Annotated in this window: 12 protein-coding genes and 1 pseudogene; 6 read left to right on the forward strand and 7 right to left on the reverse strand. The window is 63.2% G+C overall.

Annotation, left to right across the window (positions count from 1 at the left end; genetic code table 11):
- Positions 1–22: 22 nt before the first annotated feature.
- Entirely contained in the window at positions 23–1,375 is a 1,353-nt protein-coding gene (locus tag HMPREF2757_RS04150; protein ID WP_070573634.1) for an MFS transporter, read from the reverse strand.
- A gap of 66 nt (positions 1,376–1,441) precedes the next feature.
- On the opposite strand from HMPREF2757_RS04150, the gene HMPREF2757_RS04155 reads away from it, so the two are divergent.
- From HMPREF2757_RS04155 to HMPREF2757_RS04175, 5 genes are all read left to right on the forward strand, one after another.
- Positions 1,442–2,659, forward strand: coding sequence for a methyltransferase (locus tag HMPREF2757_RS04155; protein ID WP_070573636.1), 1,218 nt, complete (start codon positions 1,442–1,444; stop codon positions 2,657–2,659).
- Between the two features lie 10 nt (positions 2,660–2,669).
- The gene (locus HMPREF2757_RS04160) at positions 2,670–4,400 is read left to right on the forward strand and encodes an ABC transporter ATP-binding protein (protein ID WP_070573638.1); all 1,731 of its coding nucleotides are present in this window, start codon (positions 2,670–2,672) and stop codon (positions 4,398–4,400) included.
- Complete coding sequence (locus HMPREF2757_RS04165; protein ID WP_070573639.1) at positions 4,397–6,187, forward strand: ABC transporter ATP-binding protein; 1,791 nt, start codon at positions 4,397–4,399, stop codon at positions 6,185–6,187. The genes HMPREF2757_RS04160 and HMPREF2757_RS04165 overlap by 4 nt, the downstream gene beginning before the upstream one ends.
- Positions 6,188–6,364: 177 nt before the next feature.
- The gene (locus HMPREF2757_RS04170; RefSeq protein ID WP_070573640.1) at positions 6,365–6,583 is read left to right on the forward strand and encodes a helix-turn-helix transcriptional regulator; all 219 of its coding nucleotides are present in this window, start codon (positions 6,365–6,367) and stop codon (positions 6,581–6,583) included.
- A complete protein-coding gene (locus HMPREF2757_RS04175; protein ID WP_141750171.1) occupies positions 6,580–7,140 on the forward strand; it encodes a hypothetical protein in 561 nt (186 codons plus the stop codon). Before HMPREF2757_RS04170 ends, HMPREF2757_RS04175 begins: the two co-directional genes overlap by 4 nt.
- A gap of 172 nt (positions 7,141–7,312) precedes the next feature.
- Here HMPREF2757_RS04175 and HMPREF2757_RS04180 read toward each other — a convergent pair whose 3' ends face one another.
- Together HMPREF2757_RS04180 and HMPREF2757_RS04185 are read right to left on the reverse strand one after the other, a co-directional pair.
- Positions 7,313–8,737 carry a hypothetical protein gene (locus HMPREF2757_RS04180; RefSeq protein WP_070573643.1) on the reverse strand — a complete coding sequence of 475 codons (1,425 nt, stop codon included), beginning with the start codon at positions 8,735–8,737 and terminating at the stop codon, positions 7,313–7,315.
- On the reverse strand, positions 8,734–10,617 hold the full coding sequence (locus HMPREF2757_RS04185) for a VCBS repeat-containing protein (protein WP_070573645.1): 1,884 nt from the start codon (positions 10,615–10,617) through the stop codon (positions 8,734–8,736). The genes HMPREF2757_RS04180 and HMPREF2757_RS04185 overlap by 4 nt, the downstream gene beginning before the upstream one ends.
- A 363-nt stretch (positions 10,618–10,980) precedes the next feature.
- Between HMPREF2757_RS04185 and HMPREF2757_RS11665 the strand changes: the two are divergent.
- Positions 10,981–11,121, forward strand: a pseudogene (locus HMPREF2757_RS11665) (IS3 family transposase); the annotation flags it as partial.
- Positions 11,122–11,504: 383 nt separating this feature from the next.
- On the opposite strand, the gene HMPREF2757_RS04190 reads toward HMPREF2757_RS11665, so the two are convergent.
- Genes HMPREF2757_RS04190 through HMPREF2757_RS04205 form a run of 4 tightly spaced genes read right to left on the reverse strand, consistent with a single transcriptional unit; the run spans position 11,505 to position 18,417 of the window.
- Complete coding sequence (locus HMPREF2757_RS04190; protein WP_019174750.1) at positions 11,505–12,434, reverse strand: tetrahydrofolate dehydrogenase/cyclohydrolase catalytic domain-containing protein; 930 nt, start codon at positions 12,432–12,434, stop codon at positions 11,505–11,507.
- A complete protein-coding gene (locus HMPREF2757_RS04195; RefSeq protein ID WP_019174749.1) occupies positions 12,409–12,963 on the reverse strand; it encodes an HXXEE domain-containing protein in 555 nt (184 codons plus the stop codon). Before HMPREF2757_RS04195 ends, HMPREF2757_RS04190 begins: the two co-directional genes overlap by 26 nt.
- Positions 12,950–15,739 (reverse strand): beta-ketoacyl synthase N-terminal-like domain-containing protein, encoded by a 2,790-nt coding sequence (locus HMPREF2757_RS04200; protein ID WP_070573647.1) that lies wholly within the window; start codon positions 15,737–15,739, stop codon positions 12,950–12,952. The genes HMPREF2757_RS04195 and HMPREF2757_RS04200 overlap by 14 nt, the downstream gene beginning before the upstream one ends.
- Positions 15,736–18,417 carry a non-ribosomal peptide synthetase gene (locus HMPREF2757_RS04205; RefSeq protein ID WP_218079070.1) on the reverse strand — a complete coding sequence of 894 codons (2,682 nt, stop codon included), beginning with the start codon at positions 18,415–18,417 and terminating at the stop codon, positions 15,736–15,738. Before HMPREF2757_RS04205 ends, HMPREF2757_RS04200 begins: the two co-directional genes overlap by 4 nt.
- Positions 18,418–18,764 lie beyond the last annotated feature (347 nt).

The following is an 18,764-nucleotide window of genomic DNA, read 5'->3' on the forward strand; positions in this document are numbered from 1 at the left end:
GAACTAGGCCACGTCAGCAATGTCAATTCGCGGAAACCGTTTGTCCATTTTCTGAGACACGAGGCGGGGGCCCGGTATCCGCGTCGACGTCCGCCAAGGGAGCGCGCCCACGTTCGCGCATGAGCAGCAGCGCGGGAATCCCAGCGGCCAGCACAACGGCTGTGGCGTAGCCTGGCGGGGCAAGGTTCCAGCCGGTGGCCTGGACCAGGCTGGCGGCAATGATCGGCGACAGACCCCCAAAGGCCACGGTTGCCGTATTGAACCCGATCGCCATGCCGGAAAAGCGGCCGATGGCGGTGAACTGTTCAGGGATGGCAGCAGCGGCAACAGCTGACCACCCGGCAGCGGGCACTGCAAGAAACGCCGCGGCAGTCGCTGCGGTTGTCGGGTTGACGTGGGACAGCAGCGCGTATGCGGGAATTGTTGTGAGCACTAGAACCGCGCTGAGAGCCGCAAACATGGTCCGCCTGCCGAACCTGTCTGAGGCCAGCCCGATCAAGGGTGTGACGATGATGGCCGCCACTCCTGCAATTGTGCCGAACGCCAGCGAACCGGCGCCGTCCATTGCAACAACGGTTTCGAGGAACGTGGGCACGTAGGTGATGTTGAGAAAGTACGACACAGATCCAACCGACGACACCAGGAATGCCACGACAACGGCCTTGGGGTGACGGCGCAGAACGTCGAGCAGCGGTGAGCCCGCGTTCGCTCCGCTGTCCTGCGTTTTCTTAAAGGTATCGGTTTCCTCCAGGTGTTTGCGCAGCGGAATCATCACTGCTGCCAGCAGCCCGCCGATGATGAACAGCACCCGCCACCCCCAAGAGTCCATCTGGTCTGGGGTCAGCAGATTGGCCAGAAGAGCACCGGAGCCCACTGCCAGAAGCGCACCGACCTCAGAGTTCGCGGCCGCCCAGCTGGCAGCCAGACCACGGCGTCCTTTTTTGGCTGTTTCCATGAGGAAGACCATGATGCCGGTATATTCGGCACCGACGGAAAAGCCCGCCAGACAGCGCAGGGAAATCATGATGATTCCACCCCATATGCCGATCTGTTCATAGCCGGGCGTTATGGCGATTCCGAACATGGCCACCGCCATGAGCACTGCCGAAACCACGAGGGCTGCACGCCGACCGACTTTGTCACCGAGGTGCCCGAAGACCATGGCGCCCAGTGGGCGGAAGAAGAAACCAGCCGCGCCCACGCCCAGGGTGAGCAGTAGCGAGTTCTCCTGCCCGGGAAAGTACACGCGCGCCAGATTGACGGACACGTAGAAGAAAACGGAGAAGTCGAACCATTCGACAATCGTGCCGAAGGCAGCCACAAGGATGGACCGGCGTCGATTCTTGTCTTCTGCTTTCAGCTGCGAATGTGTCATAGCGCTTTCCCTTCCGGATGTTCGAACACTAACAGCAGGGTCTGACACAGCACCTAGGATTGCCGTATGTTCTGCGCCCACTTTGCCGCTGACCGCTGCCGGACCTGCTCTCTCATCGAGGTGCCCGCGAATCAGCGGCTGACCCGCATTGAACGAGAACTGGCCGCAAACATCGAACACGCCCTGGGCGGCAGAAGCCCCGAAGAGGTTTTCGAAGCTCCCATCACCAGCCCGGATTCGGGATTCCGCAACACCGCGAAAATGGCTGTCGGCGGCACCACCAGCGAACCCACACTCGGCATTCTCGACGAAGACTTCGCCGGCATCGACCTATCGGACTGTCCGCTCTACTCTCCCGTCATCCACCGCGCCCTGGAGGCCATCCCGGCAGTCATCAAAGCCGCACAGATCCCTCCTTACCGGGTGCGCGCACGCAAGGGAGAACTCAAGTACGTCATCGTGACAGAAGGCGATGCCGGCCAGCTGGCCATCCGCTTCGTTCTGCGCACCGACAGCGCTCTGCCGCGCCTGAAAGAAAAACTGCCTCGCCTGCTGGAGGCGGTTCCTGACATCGCGGTCATCAGCGCAAACATCAATCCCGATCACACGGCCATCATCGAAGGGCCAACGGAAATTCACCTGTACGGCGAGCACTCCCTGCCGGTCACCCAGGGCGACGTCACGCTCCTGCCCGGCCCGCAGTCTTTCCTCCAGACGAACAGCGCTGTAGCCGGCGAGCTCTACCGGACCGTCAGGCAGTGGATTGCCGACACCGCGGCCGCACACCCGACCGCAGCCGCAGGCCCCAACTCATCAGCGCACCCCACCGCCCCTCTCACGGTGTGGGACCTGTACTGCGGTGTCGGCGGCTTCGCCCTCCACGCCGCACTCGCCTCGCCGAAGGTCCGCGTCCGCGCAGCCGAACTCAACCCAGAAGCAGTCCAGCGGGCACGTGAAGCTGCCAGGCGCCTCGCGAGGGAGCATCCGGAAGTCGAAGGCCGTATCGAGTTCACGGCAGAAGACGCGTTCACATGGGCGCGCGAACAGACCGAGCCAGCCGACCTGCTCATCGTCAATCCGCCTCGGCGTGGGCTGGGCAAGCCCATGAGCCAGTGGATTCAGAACTCGGAAATTGCCACCGTCATCTACTCCAGCTGCAACCCGCAGACTCTGGCCGCAGACCTTGAGAACATGCCCGCCTACAGGGCCGAAACCGTCCGAATAGTCGATATGTTCCCGCATTCGCCGCACGCAGAGGTTCTCACCCGGCTGAAGCGCCTATAGGCTGAATCAGATGCGAGCACTCCTGCGATTCTGGCCAGACATCCGCGCCCGTCTGTGGGTGTATTCCCTGGTCATGGTGCTCACACTCATTGCCAACGCAATTTCGCTGGCCACCCCCATGCTCACCGGCCACATCATTGACGGCCCGATCGCCCACCGCGACCCTGCCGGTCTGTGGTGGCCTGCGGCCGCAATTTTGGCGGTCGGAATCGCCGAGGCGTCTGCCCTGTGGGCGCGCCGCCGTCTGGTTGCCGGGGTGGTGTCGGAATGGGAGGTCACGTGGCGGGGCCGACTGTTCTCCCGCCTTCTGTACCTGCGGGTCGGCAAGCACGATGCGTGGGATTCGGGCCAGCTGCTGTCGCGGGCCACGCAGGACATGTCGCAGCTGCGGCGCTTCTTTGCCTTCGGCGGACCGTTCATGCTGGTCACACCGGTGACGATCGTCATCGGCACCGTCATGCTGTGGCTTATTCACCCGCTGTTCGGGCTCATTGTCGTAGGTATGGCCATTCCGCTGACGGGTGCCGTCGCCCTTTTGGAGGGCCGGTATCGGCGGACTTCGCGCGCATCCCAGGACACGATGGGCGAAATCACCACCAACGTCGAAGAGTCAATTCTCGGCATTCGGATTCTGCGCTCTTTCGGACGGTCATCGTGGGCTTCGCAGAGGTTTTCTGAACTCTCCCACCGTCTGGCCGGCTGCGAGGTACACCTGGCAAAGCTCGATTCCTGGATGTGGGGCACGATGCTGATGCTGCCGGCCGCCGCGCAGGTCGTCATGCTGGGGCTGGGCGCGTGGGGTGTGCTTGAGGGCTGGGTGACCATCGGCCAGGTTGTTGCTGCGCTGACAATCACGTGGATTCTGCGGATGCCGATTGAAATGCTCGGCTTCCTTCTGGCCGACTTCCTCATCAGCATCACCGCCGCACAGCGGTATTGGGAAGTGCTCGATGAAGAGATCGGCATCGAAGACCCCACTGGCGGAATCGACGATACAGCCGCCGTGCCTTCTGCCGAGGGAAGGCTGGAGTTCGCGGACGTCGGTTTCACCTTTGACGATGGCGAGAGCCCACTGCTGCACGATGTGAACCTCACCGTTAAACCCGGTGAAACGCTGGCGCTCGTGGGGCCCACGGGCTCTGGTAAATCGACGGTTGTCTCGCTCATCCCCCGCCTGCACGATGTGACCTCCGGCGCCATCACGATTGACGGCCGGGACATCCGCGCCATCCCGCTCAACTCACTGCGAGGCTTGGTGTCATTTGCCTTTGAAGACCCCATTCTGTTCTCCGACACCATCCGGGCGAACGTCGAAATGGGCGCGCCCGGTGCCGGTGACGACGAAATCGAGCAGGCGCTGCGCATTGCCGCCGCGTGGGATTTCGTGCAGGACCTGCCGGAAGGACTGGAAACGCAGGTGGGCGAACAGGGGCTGAGCCTCTCAGGCGGTCAGCGCCAGCGGGTCGCCCTGGCACGGGCCATCATCGGCAAGCCGCGCGTGCTGGTGATGGACGACCCGCTTTCAGCCGTTGACGTCGACACAGAAGACCGCGTGCAGCGTGCTCTGGCCGAGGTGCTGCCGGACTCCACAACGATCGTCGTGGCCCACCGCCCCTCCACCGCTCTGCTGGCAGACAGGGTTGCCGTGTTGGACGGCGGCACGGTCGTTGAAACCGGCTCCCACCGCGAACTCACGGCCAACTCTGACACCTACCGCAACCTCATGGGGGCGCAGGCATGAGCGACACAGTGACCTCCACCTCGGATATTGATGCCCTCCCGGAAGGCATTTCGAAACGCTCCCGCGCGCTCCTCCTGCAGCTGATCCGACCCTACCGCGGGGTCCTCATCGTGCTGACTCTGCTGGTTCTGTTCTTCGCCACGGCCGGCACGCTCGGCCCGGTGTTCATAGCACGCGCCCTTGACCACGGCCTGCCCGCTGCGACAAACGGCGATTTCGGCCCCCTGTGGACCAATGTGGGCCTGTTCGCGGCGTTTGTGGTTCTTGGCGCATCTGCATCCTGGGCAGCTACCCGAGGCATTGGGATCGTCAGCCAGAAGATCATGGTGACCCTGCGCGGTCGCCTGTTCGACCACGTGCAGAAACTCGACATCGCCTATCACGAAAAGCAGAGCTCAGGCCGGCTGGTGTCACGGCAGTCATCCGACTTGGAGTCGGTGCAGGAGTTCCTCGGCTATACGCTCATTTCGGCGATTTCCGGGGTCGTGCAGATGGCGGTCATCGCTGCGATTCTCATTTTCCTCGACATCCCGCTGGCACTCGTCACCTTCGCCGGCTTCATCCCGCTGTACTTCGTCACCCGCGCCGCCCAGCGTTCACAGCGTGCGGCATACCGGCGGACGCGCACGTCGATTGCCAGGGTGATCATCGATTTCACGGAGTCGATGGGCGGCATCCGCGCTGTTCAGACCTTCCGTCGGCAGCCGCAGCGCAAATCCAGCCTGGCCGCCCATGATGACGACTACCGCAAGGCCAACACCGACGCTCTGCGGGGAGTGGCAGCTTTTGCCGGGCTGACCAGGCTGATCGGCAATCTTTCGCAGTTCGCGATCATCCTCTTGGGTGCGTGGCTTGTGATCGGCGGGCACACGCAGGTCGGTGTCTTGGCCGCTTTCGTCCTCTATGTGCGCCGCTTCTACGGGCCGCTTGATGAGCTCGTGCAGACGTTCAACATGTACCAGTCGGCGCAGGCTGCGCTCGAGAAGATCACAGCTGTCCTCGAGGTCGAACCCACCATTACTGACCCCGAAACTCCCCAGGCTGTCGAGGCCGACGGCGAGATTGTCTTCGATGCCGTCCGCTTTGCGTACGGGGACGGACAGGATGTGCTCCCCCGCTTTGATCTGCGCCTGCAGGCCGGGCAGACGGCCGCGCTCGTGGGCGCGACGGGTGCTGGCAAGTCAACGCTGGTGAAGCTGCTGACCCGCTTCTACGATCCGCTGGAAGGTGCGGTGAAGCTCGATGGAGTTGACCTGCGGAACATTGCGGATGCTGATCTGCGCAAAGCCGTTGTCATGGTCACGCAGGAATCGTTCCTGTTCGGCGGAACGATTGCCGACAATATTCGGATCGGCCGCCCCGATGCGTCTGATGACGAAGTCCGCGCGGCCGCACGCGCCGTCGGTGCGGACGAATTCATCGAGAGTCTGCCGGATGGCTATGACACGGATGTGCGCAAACGCGGCGGGCGTTTGAGCTCCGGGCAGCGTCAGCTGGTGAGCTTTGCGCGCGTGTTCTTGGCTGACCCCGCGGTTCTTGTTCTTGACGAGGCCACTGCTCACCTGGACGTGCCCTCAGAGAAGCTGGTCCAGCAGGGACTGGAGACGATCCTCGCCGGCCGGACCGCGGTCATCATCGCCCACCGCCTGTCGACGGTCGAAATCGCCGACCGCGTTCTTGTCATGGATGCCGGCAGGATTGTCGAAGACGGCACTCCCGCCGAGCTCATTGCCGGTGAGGGACGCTTCGCTCATCTTCACGCGGCCTGGAAAGACTCGCTCCTGTAGAGCTCGACATGGTCTGACGAGGTGCCGGGTCGGGGCGCTTCTCGGGTGCTCCGCTGTGGTTCGGGGCGCCTGCTCAACTCTTCGATGTCAAAGATTCTTGCCTTTATGTCAGGTTTACTTGACATGCCATGTCTAGTTTCCTTAACCTTGTGTCAAACAAACTAGACATGAGGACAGATGAGCACACACCCCAAACCGAAAGTGAAAAGCGCCAGGCTGCTTGCCGAACTCACGCAGGCCCAGCTGGCAGCCAAGGTGGGTGTATCGCGGCAGACGATCATTTCGATTGAACGCGGCGACTACGCCCCCAGCGTCTACCTAGCACTGTCAATCGCACAGTTGCTGAAACACACAGTCGAAGATCTTTTTCCCACCGCACAGGAGGACAACTCATGACAAACTCCCCGACACCTCATATAGACCGGATGATGGGCTACTACTCCGCAACGATGGGCCATGAACGCGAAGCTCGCATTCTGCTGCAGGCAACGTCGTTCGGCGCGGTCGTGAGCGTCTACACGGCAACCGCCGTTGCCGCCGCACTAGCACTGACCGGCAACGGCGCATGGGGCGCCGTCCTGCTGGTGCTGTCGTCGATTCCGTCGTTTGCCATCTACTTCTACGCTGAACGTCACGGTGTCCAGGTCGACAAGCTGCTGTCCAAGGGCACCTTGGGCCAGCTGGTGTGGCCCCACGTGATTATGGGCGTCATGGTTGCCGCACTGCTGTTCGGAATCGTGTTCCATTTGACCACCGGACAGCCCGTCATCCCTGTACCGGATGTCACTCAGGGCCTTGCCAACAACATGAGCCGCGACGGCACCACGCCTCTGTCCCGCGGCCTGTTCAGCGGAGGTGCTGTGGCACTCATCCCGATTGTGTGGGCGATCATCTCCGTGCGCCGCACCACGACCCAGAACCCCGACCCTGCCGACATTCCAGACGAAGACTGAGCAGCTCAGCTCACGGCAATAAAAACGGATCTGCTGTGGTGGGAACCTTTCCCCACCACAGCAGATCTCGTGTTTTCAGCAGCACCCAGCGGGCACCTCGGGAGCGTTTGCAATGCTCCCCTGACGTGGCTCAGTCCGTCGTGACGGCTCCGAGTGCAGCCGAACAGGAACCTCAGTTCGGCGCGTGAACACCGGTTCCAGGAGCTCCATAGTCGGTGTTGAACCCGAAAGCTCTGCGTTCGAGCTCTGGCAGCGATGTGTTCGAAGTTGTCGACACGTACTGTCGAATCGAACCGGTGAATTCCCTGTTTGAGCTGTTCCGGCCGTAGGCGTCCGTGTAGACGAACTCCGGACCGCCGCGGTTATCGATCGTCGAGTTCTGAACATAGACGTCTCGCTGCGCTCCGTTGAATGGTGAAGCGGGGTCGGTCTGATCAAGAGCGCCGGACATCGTCGACCACGGCCAGCCGACTGTCTTCTCACTGTCGAACAGCAGGGAAACCGGTTTTGCCTCACTGCCCGAGGCAAAACGCGACGGGTTGCGCACACCGAACCAGGGGTCGAAGCGGGCGATAGTCTTGCCGCTTGGATCTGTGATCGTCGTGTCCGACTCCCATAGTTCGTAAAGCCCCCACACATCGCTGGTCTTCGGGCCATTGAGCACATTGGCACTGACGCACTTCTCATCAGGAATTCGCCGCGTACCGGTGTTTGCACCCGGCAGATCGGATCCGCTGGTCTGCACCTTTTCGTCCGTGCAGTTGCGGACGTATTCGTTCGGCTGGCCGAAGGGTGTCAGCGTCGTAACGGCCATTTCGGTCCCATCACTGCAGCGAACCGCATAGAACAGTTCGTGAGCATTGTTGCTCAGAGCGTCCTTCGAGTGGGAGCCCTGATGCGCCTTCATAAGGTAGTCGCATTCGATCGGCTTGCCGGACGCATCACGCGCATAGCCTGCCCGATCTGCCCGCACCTGCTTGACGTTGTTGCGAACAACGAACTTGTGACCATAGTGATCTTCGTGCCGGTGAGGTACTGAACCGTGCTCTTCAGCGGCCACTGCCGAAACCTCGTTTGCATAGCTGAATGGAATGCCGGTTGCCTTGTCACCCGTCTTCTTAACAGCCCATTCGTAGATATCGGAAGTGCGCGGATCGTCTCCGTGCTCATGGCCGAAGGTGCACTTCTTTCCGGTAGCCGGGTCAACCGCAGAAGTCGGGTGCCACGAGTCGTAGCGCTTGCCGTCGGGTCCTGTCACCGTGTATTCGTCGTGCAGCGAGGCTGGGCACGTGTCGTACTTCGACGGCTCCCAGCCGTATGTCTTACGCGCTCCGTTGTCATGATGTTCATGACCGCGGTGCGCATCAGCTGCGCTGCGGTCATCACCGCCGTTGTCATCTGCCGGCGCGCTGGGTTCGGCAGTGCCTGTTGGCGACGGCTTGTCGGTTGGAGTTGTCTCCGCAGTTGATGTGCGGTCCTGCTCCGTCGGCTCCTCTGAGGGTGCCGCAACAGGCTCAGCGGCTGCGGCGGCAGCGCCGCAGAAAGCCAGAAGAGCACTGAGCGCGGCGGCAGCTGCCGTCTTTCGATTGATTTTCACTTTGCCCTCCTGCGGAAAAGCATGATTGCGGTAATGCCGACGGTGATCAGAGCCGCACCAGCGGCGAGCGCACCGGCAAACTGTGCTCCTGTACGCGGCAGCGGACTGTTGTTGCCGCCGTGCTGCTGGGCTTCCGCGCCAGCCGCTTCGCCGGCTTCGGCACTCGAACCGGCTGACGTGCCTGCACCGTTGTCAGGAGCATCGCCTGAAGAACCGGTGCCGCCTTCTGGTTCAGATCCCTCGGGAGCCCCTGTGTCAGTATCGGAATCGTCTCCGGGAGCTGCTGGCGGCTGCGTGCCATCGTCGGGATCGAAAGTCGGCGTGGTGTCGTCTGTAGGCTCTTCTTCAGGATCCGGAACTGCCGGAGGCTCGTCGTCGGTCGGACCCTGGGCGGGCAGATCTGCCACCCTCACGGTTCCGATGCCTCCGATTGCGTCGCCGCCGGCCACGAGCTGGTGACCGTCGCGGCCGTTCATGCCTGCGACGACCCCGACGCTTCGTCCTAGGCGCTCGGCTTTTGCCTCACCCTTGAGAACCGAAATGTACTCGTCTGAGACATCACCAACAGAGATCCGCGGAGCGTTGAGCGCGCGGGTATCGAGCGCCCATGCGCGGTTCGCCGAGTAGTCGCCGATCACCAGCGTGCCGGAGCTTCCCTTCTTCTGCGGAGGCAATGCGGACACCGCGAAGCCGAAGCTGCCGGCGTCTTCACCACCGTCGATCCACCATCCGCGGTCCTTGCCGTCTGCTTCGACTGACTTGCCGTCAGTCGCCTCTGGATCGGTGGTGACTGTCTGCTTGGAATCGGCACCGCGGACGATTGCCACCGCACCGTTTCGCTTTCCTGATGCCCCAGTCGGCACGCCGTCAGCACCGATGATCAGGTCGTCTTTGCCGTCGTTGTCGACGTCACCAGCGGAGGCAACAGATATGCCCAAGCGGTCCCATCCGCGCTCAGGGCCGTTGACGGCGAAGCCCTCAAAGTCGTCGCCGAGCTTGACTTCACCCTTGACATCGCCGAATACAACCCACGCCATGCCGTGGGCTCGCCCCTCATAGCCAGCCGGCCTGGCAACATAGCCGCCCAGGACGAGGTCGGGCTTGCCGTCGCCGTTGACATCTCCGGCCGGAGCGATTGTCGACAGTCCCTGATCGGGCACACCCTCAATTGTGGCGATGATCCGCTTGGAATCGGGAATCTCTACGGTTGCGATGTCGTCGCTTCCTGATACCACGGTCGCTGCACCGGCCCTGTTGTTGCGGGTCAGCGAAATGACTGCGACATCGTCCTTGCCGTCGCCGTCGATATCACCGACGCCGGTTGCAAAGTAGCCCGTCCTGTCGTCCTGCTTGCTGGCGATGATGAAACCACGATCGCCCAGGTGATCCAGCTGGATGTGCTCGGGCTCTCTGCTGCCGAAGACCACGTATGCCCGCGATTTGGTGAACTGGGTGAGGATGATGTCGTCGATTCCGTCGTCGTTGACATCACCAGCGCAGTTGACGCTGAAGCCTACGAGTGCGTTTTCCTCCGAAGGTCCTTCGATCCTGATGACGCCCGTTGTCGGGTCATCGAGTTGACCCTGCTTCGCGTCGCCCGGAATCACGTAGCCGACGCCTACTGAGCTTGTGCCCAAGCGGTCCCACATCCACGCACTGGTGACGATGTCGTGTTTGCCGTCGCCGGTGAAATCGCAGGAACTCTGCGAGACGGCTGACCCTGTTGCGGCCCCCGTGGCTCCCGTCCACGTAAGCACGTCGTCAGCGGGAGCCGCTGCGGCCGGACCCGCCTGGCCGATCGCGAGTGCTGTCGCGGCCAAGAGAACGGAGACTGCTGATGCAGCAGCCCGTCTCGGCCACGCTGTCACTTGAGTTTTCATGTACTGCTTTCTGTGAGTGCCCCGTGCGGCTGCCGATGAATCAGCCGCCGACGAGGGCCCGAAGTCATTAGGTCAGGGTTTCCTGACCTAATGAGGTTAGCATTACCTAAGTTCTCTGTGAATTGCATTTCAGCAGGCCAGACGCCCAACTTTCAGCGATCAGAAACAAGACCCTCTACCGTGCCCTTCCCAGGACTCAGACAACAGCGGACCCCGCGCCGGACGACGGCTGGGTTGAGAGGATTCAGGGCATGCGAAAGGGGCGCAGGTTTCCACCTGCGCCCCTTTCGCGTACTTCAGTTCTCAGCAACACCCATCAGGCACCTCGGGAGCGTTTGCAATGCCCATTACATTCATTCATAGGTCCTCATCGGCGACTGGAAGTACGAGTGCAACCACCACCGCCGGCATTCCTCGCTCGGCTACCTAACCCCAGCCGAGTACGCTCGGCAGTGCACCCATCAAATGGAAACCGACGACTCACAGAACGTCCGGACCGTTTGAAGGGGGCGGCTCAGGTGCGTCCTGCGGTGAAGTTGAGGAGAGTCTGGCGAGCCAGGCCGGTGGCTTTGCCGAGTTGGTCGTACGTCATCCCGCAAATAGCTTGATTCACTTTGAACGCGTGGGTTAGGCGGGCCATTGACGGACACGAAGAAGCCCCCCGGGAGACTATTTCGAGCCTATCGGGGGTTCTTCAGTGGAACGAACAAACCGTTTCACCGCAATTCTACAAACCGTCTACTGTGGGCCGCTTATATGACACCTTGGACCGGTGAATCATATGTATCGAGCGGCCGTCCGAGGGATCCACTCCCACGCTGAGGTCACTGTACTCACTAGGAATGCGGAGCTTAGTCGCTGAACTGCCGCTCTCCGGCTCATGTCGATCACTCCGGCATCTCGTCAGCCTTCTGACGCGGCCCCCGCGCAGCCGCGCGGATCAGGTTGCGCATGAGGATACCAAGCATTACCGGCCCCACACCGCCCGGCGCAGGCGAGTAGTAGGAGGTGGTGTCCATCTCTTCGGGCCGGACGCCACCCTTCAGGATCGGTCGCGGCTCCCCCTCTACCTCGGTCATACCGATCAGAGTGGGGTTGAAGTCGATCACCACGGACCCCGGTTTCACGTAGTCAGCCCCTACGACACCGGGATTTTCCAGGCTAACCACGAGCAGGTCTGCCTGTCGCGCGATCTCGCGAGCACGAGGGTTTTCGGTGACGACGAGTGAAACAGTTGTAGTCAGGGGCAAGGAGGCGGGCCCAGCGGCACGCTGCACGAGGTTCGCGAGGACGTTCTCGCCCAGGAGAGAGGCTTCGGAGAGGATCACGACGTGAGCATTTGAAAGATCGAACCCGATGTCCTCAAGCTGGGCGTGGAGAGCTTCGGTGACGAGGACGTCGGGGGACTCAGGCATTCGGTTAACGTGACCCAGGACTGCCCCCGCATTCCCTGGATGCAGTCCCTCGAGTTCCTTTTCTGGCTTGATCAGCGGCAGGATGTCAGCCAAGCTCAGGTGCTCCGGGAGCGGCAGGAGCACCATCACGCCGTCGACGCCAGAATCCTGATTGGCCACGCTAATGACCTCCTCAATGCCCGCCAGATCGGTCTCTGCGGGCAGATGCACGTCCTCGCACTCGAGCCCGTAGGTCTGGAGGGTGCGCACGTGCACCGCCCGGTTCACCGCCAGCATCGGATCGGGGCCCGCCACGCTGATGAGACGGCACCGGGGCGCCCGGGGGAGGTCACTGGCCACCGCCAGGGCCTCAGTGACAATGGTCCGCTGGAGGTTCTTACCGCTGACGATCTCGGTTGCCATGTTTATCACTTCTCTTTCGATTCGGAAACAGGTAGGACGTGTAGATGTGAGTGAGGACGCGCCCGGCACCGAGCGCGCCGACAATCAAGGGCAGGGCTGCCAGGTTCCCCGCGATGAAAGTACGCCGACGAGCGAACGGGCTGATCGAGCGCGTCCCCGCCGCGAAAACCCGCCCGGCGAGGAGCGCCATCAGCGGGGAGGAAACGAGGCCTCCGTTGTAGCGGCCCTGGACAAGCGCCCGCCCCATGTGCGATGCGGCATTTCCCACCAGTGCCGCTGAAGGCCCTCCTAGCAGGACGGCGCGGCGGAGGCCGCCCGATCTGACACCGGCGAAGGATGCGGCGCTGACTGCCCCTGTCAATAGCCCGGTCGCCACGGCGAAGGACGATGTGTCCGTCCACGGACCCCGTCGCCTGGCCCAGGCGGGCAGCTCTTCGAGCTCTCGAGACAGGTGGGTGATCTCCTCCAGATTGTGCAGGGCGAAGACAGCCAGGAGGGCCAGCACCTGGCCTTGCTCATCGGCAGACATCGGACAGCGCCTTTCGCATCGTCGCCAGGCCGGCTTCGTCGCGGAAGATGGAGTAGTGGTCACCCTCAATGGGCACGATCACCACGTCGTCAGACAGGTACCGCGCCCACTCGCGCGCCAGTGTTTCCTTGATGTCCAGCATCTGGAGCACCTCGGGAGGTTCGGGGGCAGTCGCCTCCAGAATGACCACCGGACAACGGGGTGCGGCGTCGGGGAGCCAACCCTTCAGCGCCGAGTGGTTGTCGCACCACACGTCGAAGAAGCTCGCCATATGGCCACGCACCGTCTCGGAAAGTTGCGGAGACCGAAGGGCGTCCATCACCTCCTGTGGCGAGCGGAAGGGCCCCTGGGATGAAAACTCGACTTCTGTCCCCAGCAGGGCGGAGAGCAGGTGAGGGAACGCGTCGAGGTAATCCTCGGGGCCACACTCCCCGCCGATGTAGGCGTGCGGCGGGTGAGCGTCGATCAGGACGAGTTGACTTACTTCCTCCCCTGCCGCCTCCAGCTGGAGGGTCATCTCGACGGCTAGGTTGCCACCAAACGAGTAGCCCACGAGCCGGTAGGGGCCCTCCGGCTGCTGCTGTCTCATGGCACGTATGTACCGAGTCGCTAGGGAACGGATACTCGGCCTCTGGCCTGCAAGCTCACCGGGGAAGTTCACGCCCCAGAATGTGGCCTGGTCCCGCAGCTGCTGGCACACCGTGACGTAGCAGGACGTCGTGCCGCCCGCCGGGTGGACGAGGAAAACCTCAGGTCCCTCGCCGCGGGTCAGTCGCACGAGCGAGCGTTCTGACCCTTGGGGTCCGTCGAGATCCCCAAGGAGGGTCCTGTCGGCAGAAGTCTCAACGGTGCTGGCACGTTCGGCGTCGAGTCGCTTGCCGTGTCGGGCGTGTCGGACGACTCCTGCCGGGGTGCGTGCGGCCTCGAGGTCGGTGTACTCGAGCTGCACGCCGAGCTCCTGTTCCAGCTGTGCGAGCAGGTCGATGCCCAGCAGCGAGTCGCCTCCGGCGAGAAAGAAGTCATCGTCTGCCTCGAGGGGATCGGTCTCCAGCAGGTGGCCCATGAGCGCGCCCACCTCGGCGACCTCGTCCACGGCCGATGTGATAGGCGTGTTTGGCTCCGAGCGGACCCAGAACCGGGTGCGGTTCAGACGGGTCAGTGGCAAGGTGACCCACTCGTGCGGAAGCCTCACCCCAGGGGTGGGGGTGTCGGCCCGGTGGTCCAGATCGACAGGCGCCGCAACCGCCAGCGCCGCAGCCGCCTCGGCCGCCGAGCGCGCGATCACCGACACCACGAACCGGTCACGGCGGCGCCCTCGGATCAGGGCATGCGCGACGTTGGCGAGGCGGACCTCAGGATCCTGCCGCAGCTGCTCGGCGAGCGCGTGGGCGGCTGCCCTGGCCCGTGCCTCGTCGGGCCCGAAAACCTCCAGCTGCACGTCCTCCTCAATATCGACGTGCGGCAGCGCCGTCGTCCCGGTAGGGGGGACCAAGACGACATGGGCGTTTGTCCCGCCCATCCCGAAGGAGCTAACGCCCGCCCGCAGCTCGTCCACAGGGACGGGCTGCTCCGGAATGGCGAACCGAGTGCCCGAAAGATCGTCACGCCCACTCATCGACGACCGGCCGGCCATCGGCGGGATCATACCGTGATGCACCGCGAGCGCGGTCTTGGCTAGGGACGCGACGCCCGCTGCCGCGTCCAGGTGGCCCATGGTGGCCTTCAAGCTCCCCAGGTAGCACGGTGTCTCGGCATCTCCGAACGCCTTCTGCATGGAGCGCGCTTCGATCCGGTCGCCGAGGTAGGTGCCGGTACCGTGTGTCTCCACGAACGAGGCATCTCGCGTGTCGAGCCCGGACCTGGCCCAAGCCAACGACATGGCGGATGATTGGCCATCCACACCCGGTGCTGCGAACCCTGCACGCGCGGAGCCGTCGTTGGTCACCGCGCTTCCAACCACCTCGGCATAGACCCGATCGAGGTCATCCCGAGCGTCTGCCGACCGGCGAAGGACCACCGCTGCTGCACCGTTGCCCTTGACGGTGCCGTCGGCAGCCTTGTCGAACGGCCGGCAGTTCCCGGAGGGACTGAAGATGCTGCCCGTTCGGGCCACATAGCCGGAGAGGTGCGCAAGGGAGATGGAACTTCCGACGACCACGGCGAGGTCGCACTCACCAAGCTGCAGAGCGCGGCACGCCTCGTGCGTCGCGACCAACGAGCTTGAGCAGGCCGTTTGCACGTTCATGGACGGGCCGCCGAGACCGAGGAGATAGCTCAGCCGCGCCGACGCGAAGTCCTTGTCGTTCCCAACCAGGACACCGTAGCTGGGATCTGACGGATCCCAAAGGCCGGCGCTCGTGAGAGGGCCGGAGAGATAAGTAGACGGGGACATGGACGCGAACACTCCGACGCGCCAGGCACCGAAGTCGCCCGCGTGGCCGCTGTCCTCCAGCGCCTGCCACGCTGCCTCAATTAGGAAGCGCTGCTGAGGATCGAGTAGGGACGCCTCGTGGCGGGGGATGCCGAAGTAGTCGGCGTCGAAGGTGTCGACCTCGGCTGCGGTCGACGTCACGGCCCTGTAGTCCGCGTTCAGCTCCGCTTGGGCGAAGTCCGAGGACAGCTCGCGCTCGTGTTCGGTCGGCGCCCGGAAGGTCTGCTGGCCGGACAGGATGAGCTGCCAGAACTCGTCTGCGGTCTCTGCACCAGGCAACCGGACGCCGATGCCGACGATGGATACGGCGGTGTCTGCCCCCATAGTTCGATGCTGGTCGTTCATCGCACTTCCTCCTTCGCGGGCGCCTGCGCCATAAGGTGGGCCGCCAAGGCTCGGGGTGTTGGGAACTCGTAGAGATCTGTGATTTCCAAGGCTGAGCCTCCTGGGAGCTGTGATACTTGCTCGAAGATGGGCATTACGTGCATGGAGGTACCTCCGACCTCCATGAAGCGCGAGTCGAGTCCAACCCTGCCTGCCCCGATAACGGTCTCGAAGATCGCGGCGACCTCCTGCGCCCACGCAAGCTCACGGTTGGCTGGATGACCTACGGCGACGACCTCGGCGGCTTCGCCGTCGGCCGGGGCCGGAAGAGCGGTGAGGTGCTCCCGGAGGAGCGTCATGTCTGGCTTGCCGTTCTGGTTCATCGGGATTCCGTCGATGTGGAGGATCCGCCCCGGCACCATGTACGCCGGCAGGCGGCTGGCGAGCTCGGCGCGCAGTTCCCTCTCTCCCACGACACCGTCGACCCACGCGACAAGGAAGGGCTCCGCGTCCAAAGGCCGCTCCAGTGACACCACCCCGGCCTTCACGCCTTGGGCGCGCGTGAGGGCGGCTTCGATCTCCCCGAGCTCGATGCGGTAGCCGCGTAGCTGTACTTGTCGGTCCGCGCGACCGTGGAAGACGACCTCTCCACCCCGGGTCCGCCGGGCCAGGTCACCAGACCGGTAGGCGCGCACCAGGCCGGATTCGGTCCGCAGAGCTTGGAAACGCTCCCGAGTCATCTCCGGCATGCCAAGGTACCCGGCAGAGACACCCGCACCGGAGACGAGCACCTCGCCGACGACGCCGACTGGGCATGGCCGGCCATACCGGTCAAGGATGTCCATGCGCGCGTGACCCATGACGTCGCCGATGACACTCGTTCGGAGAAGGATGTCTGCCACGTTCATGTCGCGCTCGGTCACGTGAACCGTGGTTTCGGTGATTCCGTACATGTTCACCGCACGGCAGGTCGCCTCATGGTTTTGCCACCAGGGCAGGAGGTCCTCGGCGTAGAGGGGCTCGCCGCCGAAGACGAGGAGGCGAACGAGAGGTAGTCGGATGCCTCGAGCAAATTCCGAGGCATACCGACGGAACCCGGAGGGCGTCTGGCTCAGGACGGTCACGCGCGTCCGTTCCAACCATGTCAGGGTGGCCGCGGGGTTTGCGACGATCTCCGCTGTCGGGATCACCAGAGTGCCGCCCGAGGCAAGGCACCCGAACATTTCCCAGACGCTAAAGTCAAAGGCCAGCGAATGAAACAGCGACCACCGGTCGTCCCGGCCAAGCTCGTACTGATCCACACAGTGCCGCAGCAACGCCACTACGTTTCCGTGCTGGATCTTTACGCCCTTCGGCTGTCCCGTCGAGCCTGAGGTGAAGATAACGTACGCGAGGTCGTCGGCGACCGGTGCCGCTGACGCACCCTCGGGCTGGACGCCGGACGGAATGGTGCCCGGGACGACCACCCGCGGTCGCCGCCCGGTGGCTTCAGCGATGCGGTCCAGAATAAGCCGCTCGCGCTCCGGCGGGCTGGAGGGGTCAATCGGGACGTAAGCCCGACCGCTCCGTAGAACACCCAGGATCGCCGCTACGGTCTCCGCGGACCGCCCGGCCGCGAGCACGACGTATGGCCCGAACTCCTCTCGCTCCAGCCAGGCCGCAACCTCATCTGCACGCACCCATAGTTGTTCGTAGGTCAGCTCCTGGGTGCCGTCCGACACCGCCGTCCCGTGCGGGTTGTCCTGCACCGTCGCCGCAATCAGGTCGACGAGCGAGGTGCTGTCGTCGAAGACATTGTCCGGCGCTTCTGCAGACTCCTCGTACCAGCCCTGGACGACACAAGCGTCGGGATCACCGACAATGTGCTGCAGAGCCTCCAACATAAGGGAACCGAAGTCGATGTCTCCCAACCCTTCCTGCAGACACACCTCCATCTGGTACCACGAGCCGAAGTCAGCAATATTGACCGTCAACGGGTACGTAAGACTCGGTCGCGATAAGGGGAGGCTCTCCACCTCGATATCCGGCAGCTGCAGTACCAGACCCTGCTTGTAGTAGGTGACAGCGTTGGTGGTCGTGAAGACGCCGTCGGGGAAAAGTGCACGCGACTCGGACCGTGTAAGGTCCACGCTCTGACAACGTTGCAGGAGCTTGATACCCGCCTTTACCTGCAGGCAGAGTTCACGCCATGAGGTCTGGCTGTCGATGGTGATCGGCAGGGGGAGCGTGTTTACGAAGTAGCCGAACGCACGACGGGTGGCCCGACCTGTCCGGTTGCCCAGGGGCACTCCGAGCACGACGGTATCGTCGTCCACCACTCGGTGGAGTGCCGCGGCATAGGCGGCGAAGAAGACGGTGGCCGCGCCCAGGTCCTGGAGCGCCCACGAGGCTCCGATCTGTTCGGCCAGCTCTCCATCCACATCGATGGTTCTATTTGTCCCGAGAATTCGCCCCTTAATCCGCACGGGCTCAATTTCGGGATGAAAGGTGGTGTTCAGCCCTTTCATAAGGCGCGCGTAGGTGGCAAGGTCAGCGGGCGACGGATCCACCTTGGGGACGTTGCCGGGATGAAAATTGCAGGCGTCCGCCGTCATCTCCGCCCACGCCTCCTCCGGCGCCGCGTAGACCGCGCCAAGTACGGTGACGAACTGATAGAACGAATAGGCGTCGCCAATGAGATGTGAAGCACGAATGAACATGTAACTCTGCCCATTGCCCACAAAGAGAGTGACCTGCAGAGGATGAGGATCCTGAGGACCGATACGGTTGTCAGCGCGCATGAGCTCCAAACGCGAGCGGACCCAGCCCTCCATGTCGCTCGCCTCAGGGATCGTCACTAGGGTGACAGCAGATCGCGCCTCGACCGTGCGGACCCAGATTCCGTCTGCCTCACGAGTGAACGTCGCCCTTAGCCCGGGCGCAGCGTCAACCAGAGTCCGCACCGCGCGCGCCAGGCGCTCGCCGTCGATTGTCCCGACGAAACGAAAAAGGAAGGCCAGGTCGTACGCGTCATGAAGTGCCCCAGGTTTTGTTCCGTTTGAGTAGA

Source organism: Brevibacterium sp. HMSC063G07, assembly GCF_001810665.1.
In the GTDB taxonomy this organism is placed as follows: Bacteria; Actinomycetota; Actinomycetes; order Actinomycetales; family Brevibacteriaceae; genus Brevibacterium.

Excerpts from the sequence above, each read along its gene's own strand:
- HMPREF2757_RS04150 (WP_070573634.1), bottom strand. The coding sequence starts at position 1,375 with ATGACACATTCGCAGCTGAAAGCAGAAGACAAGAATCGACGCCGGTCC.
- HMPREF2757_RS04155 (WP_070573636.1), top strand. The coding sequence starts at position 1,442 with ATGTTCTGCGCCCACTTTGCCGCTGACCGCTGCCGGACCTGCTCTCTC.
- HMPREF2757_RS04160 (WP_070573638.1), top strand. The coding sequence starts at position 2,670 with ATGCGAGCACTCCTGCGATTCTGGCCAGACATCCGCGCCCGTCTGTGG.
- HMPREF2757_RS04165 (WP_070573639.1), top strand. The coding sequence starts at position 4,397 with ATGAGCGACACAGTGACCTCCACCTCGGATATTGATGCCCTCCCGGAA.
- HMPREF2757_RS04170 (WP_070573640.1), top strand. The coding sequence starts at position 6,365 with ATGAGCACACACCCCAAACCGAAAGTGAAAAGCGCCAGGCTGCTTGCC.
- HMPREF2757_RS04175 (WP_141750171.1), top strand. The coding sequence starts at position 6,580 with ATGACAAACTCCCCGACACCTCATATAGACCGGATGATGGGCTACTAC.
- HMPREF2757_RS04185 (WP_070573645.1), bottom strand. The coding sequence starts at position 10,617 with ATGAAAACTCAAGTGACAGCGTGGCCGAGACGGGCTGCTGCATCAGCA.
- HMPREF2757_RS04190 (WP_019174750.1), bottom strand. The coding sequence starts at position 12,434 with ATGGCAACCGAGATCGTCAGCGGTAAGAACCTCCAGCGGACCATTGTC.
- HMPREF2757_RS04195 (WP_019174749.1), bottom strand. The coding sequence starts at position 12,963 with ATGTCTGCCGATGAGCAAGGCCAGGTGCTGGCCCTCCTGGCTGTCTTC.
- HMPREF2757_RS04200 (WP_070573647.1), bottom strand. The coding sequence starts at position 15,739 with ATGAACGACCAGCATCGAACTATGGGGGCAGACACCGCCGTATCCATC.
- HMPREF2757_RS04205 (WP_218079070.1), bottom strand. The coding sequence starts at position 18,417 with ATGTTCATTCGTGCTTCACATCTCATTGGCGACGCCTATTCGTTCTAT.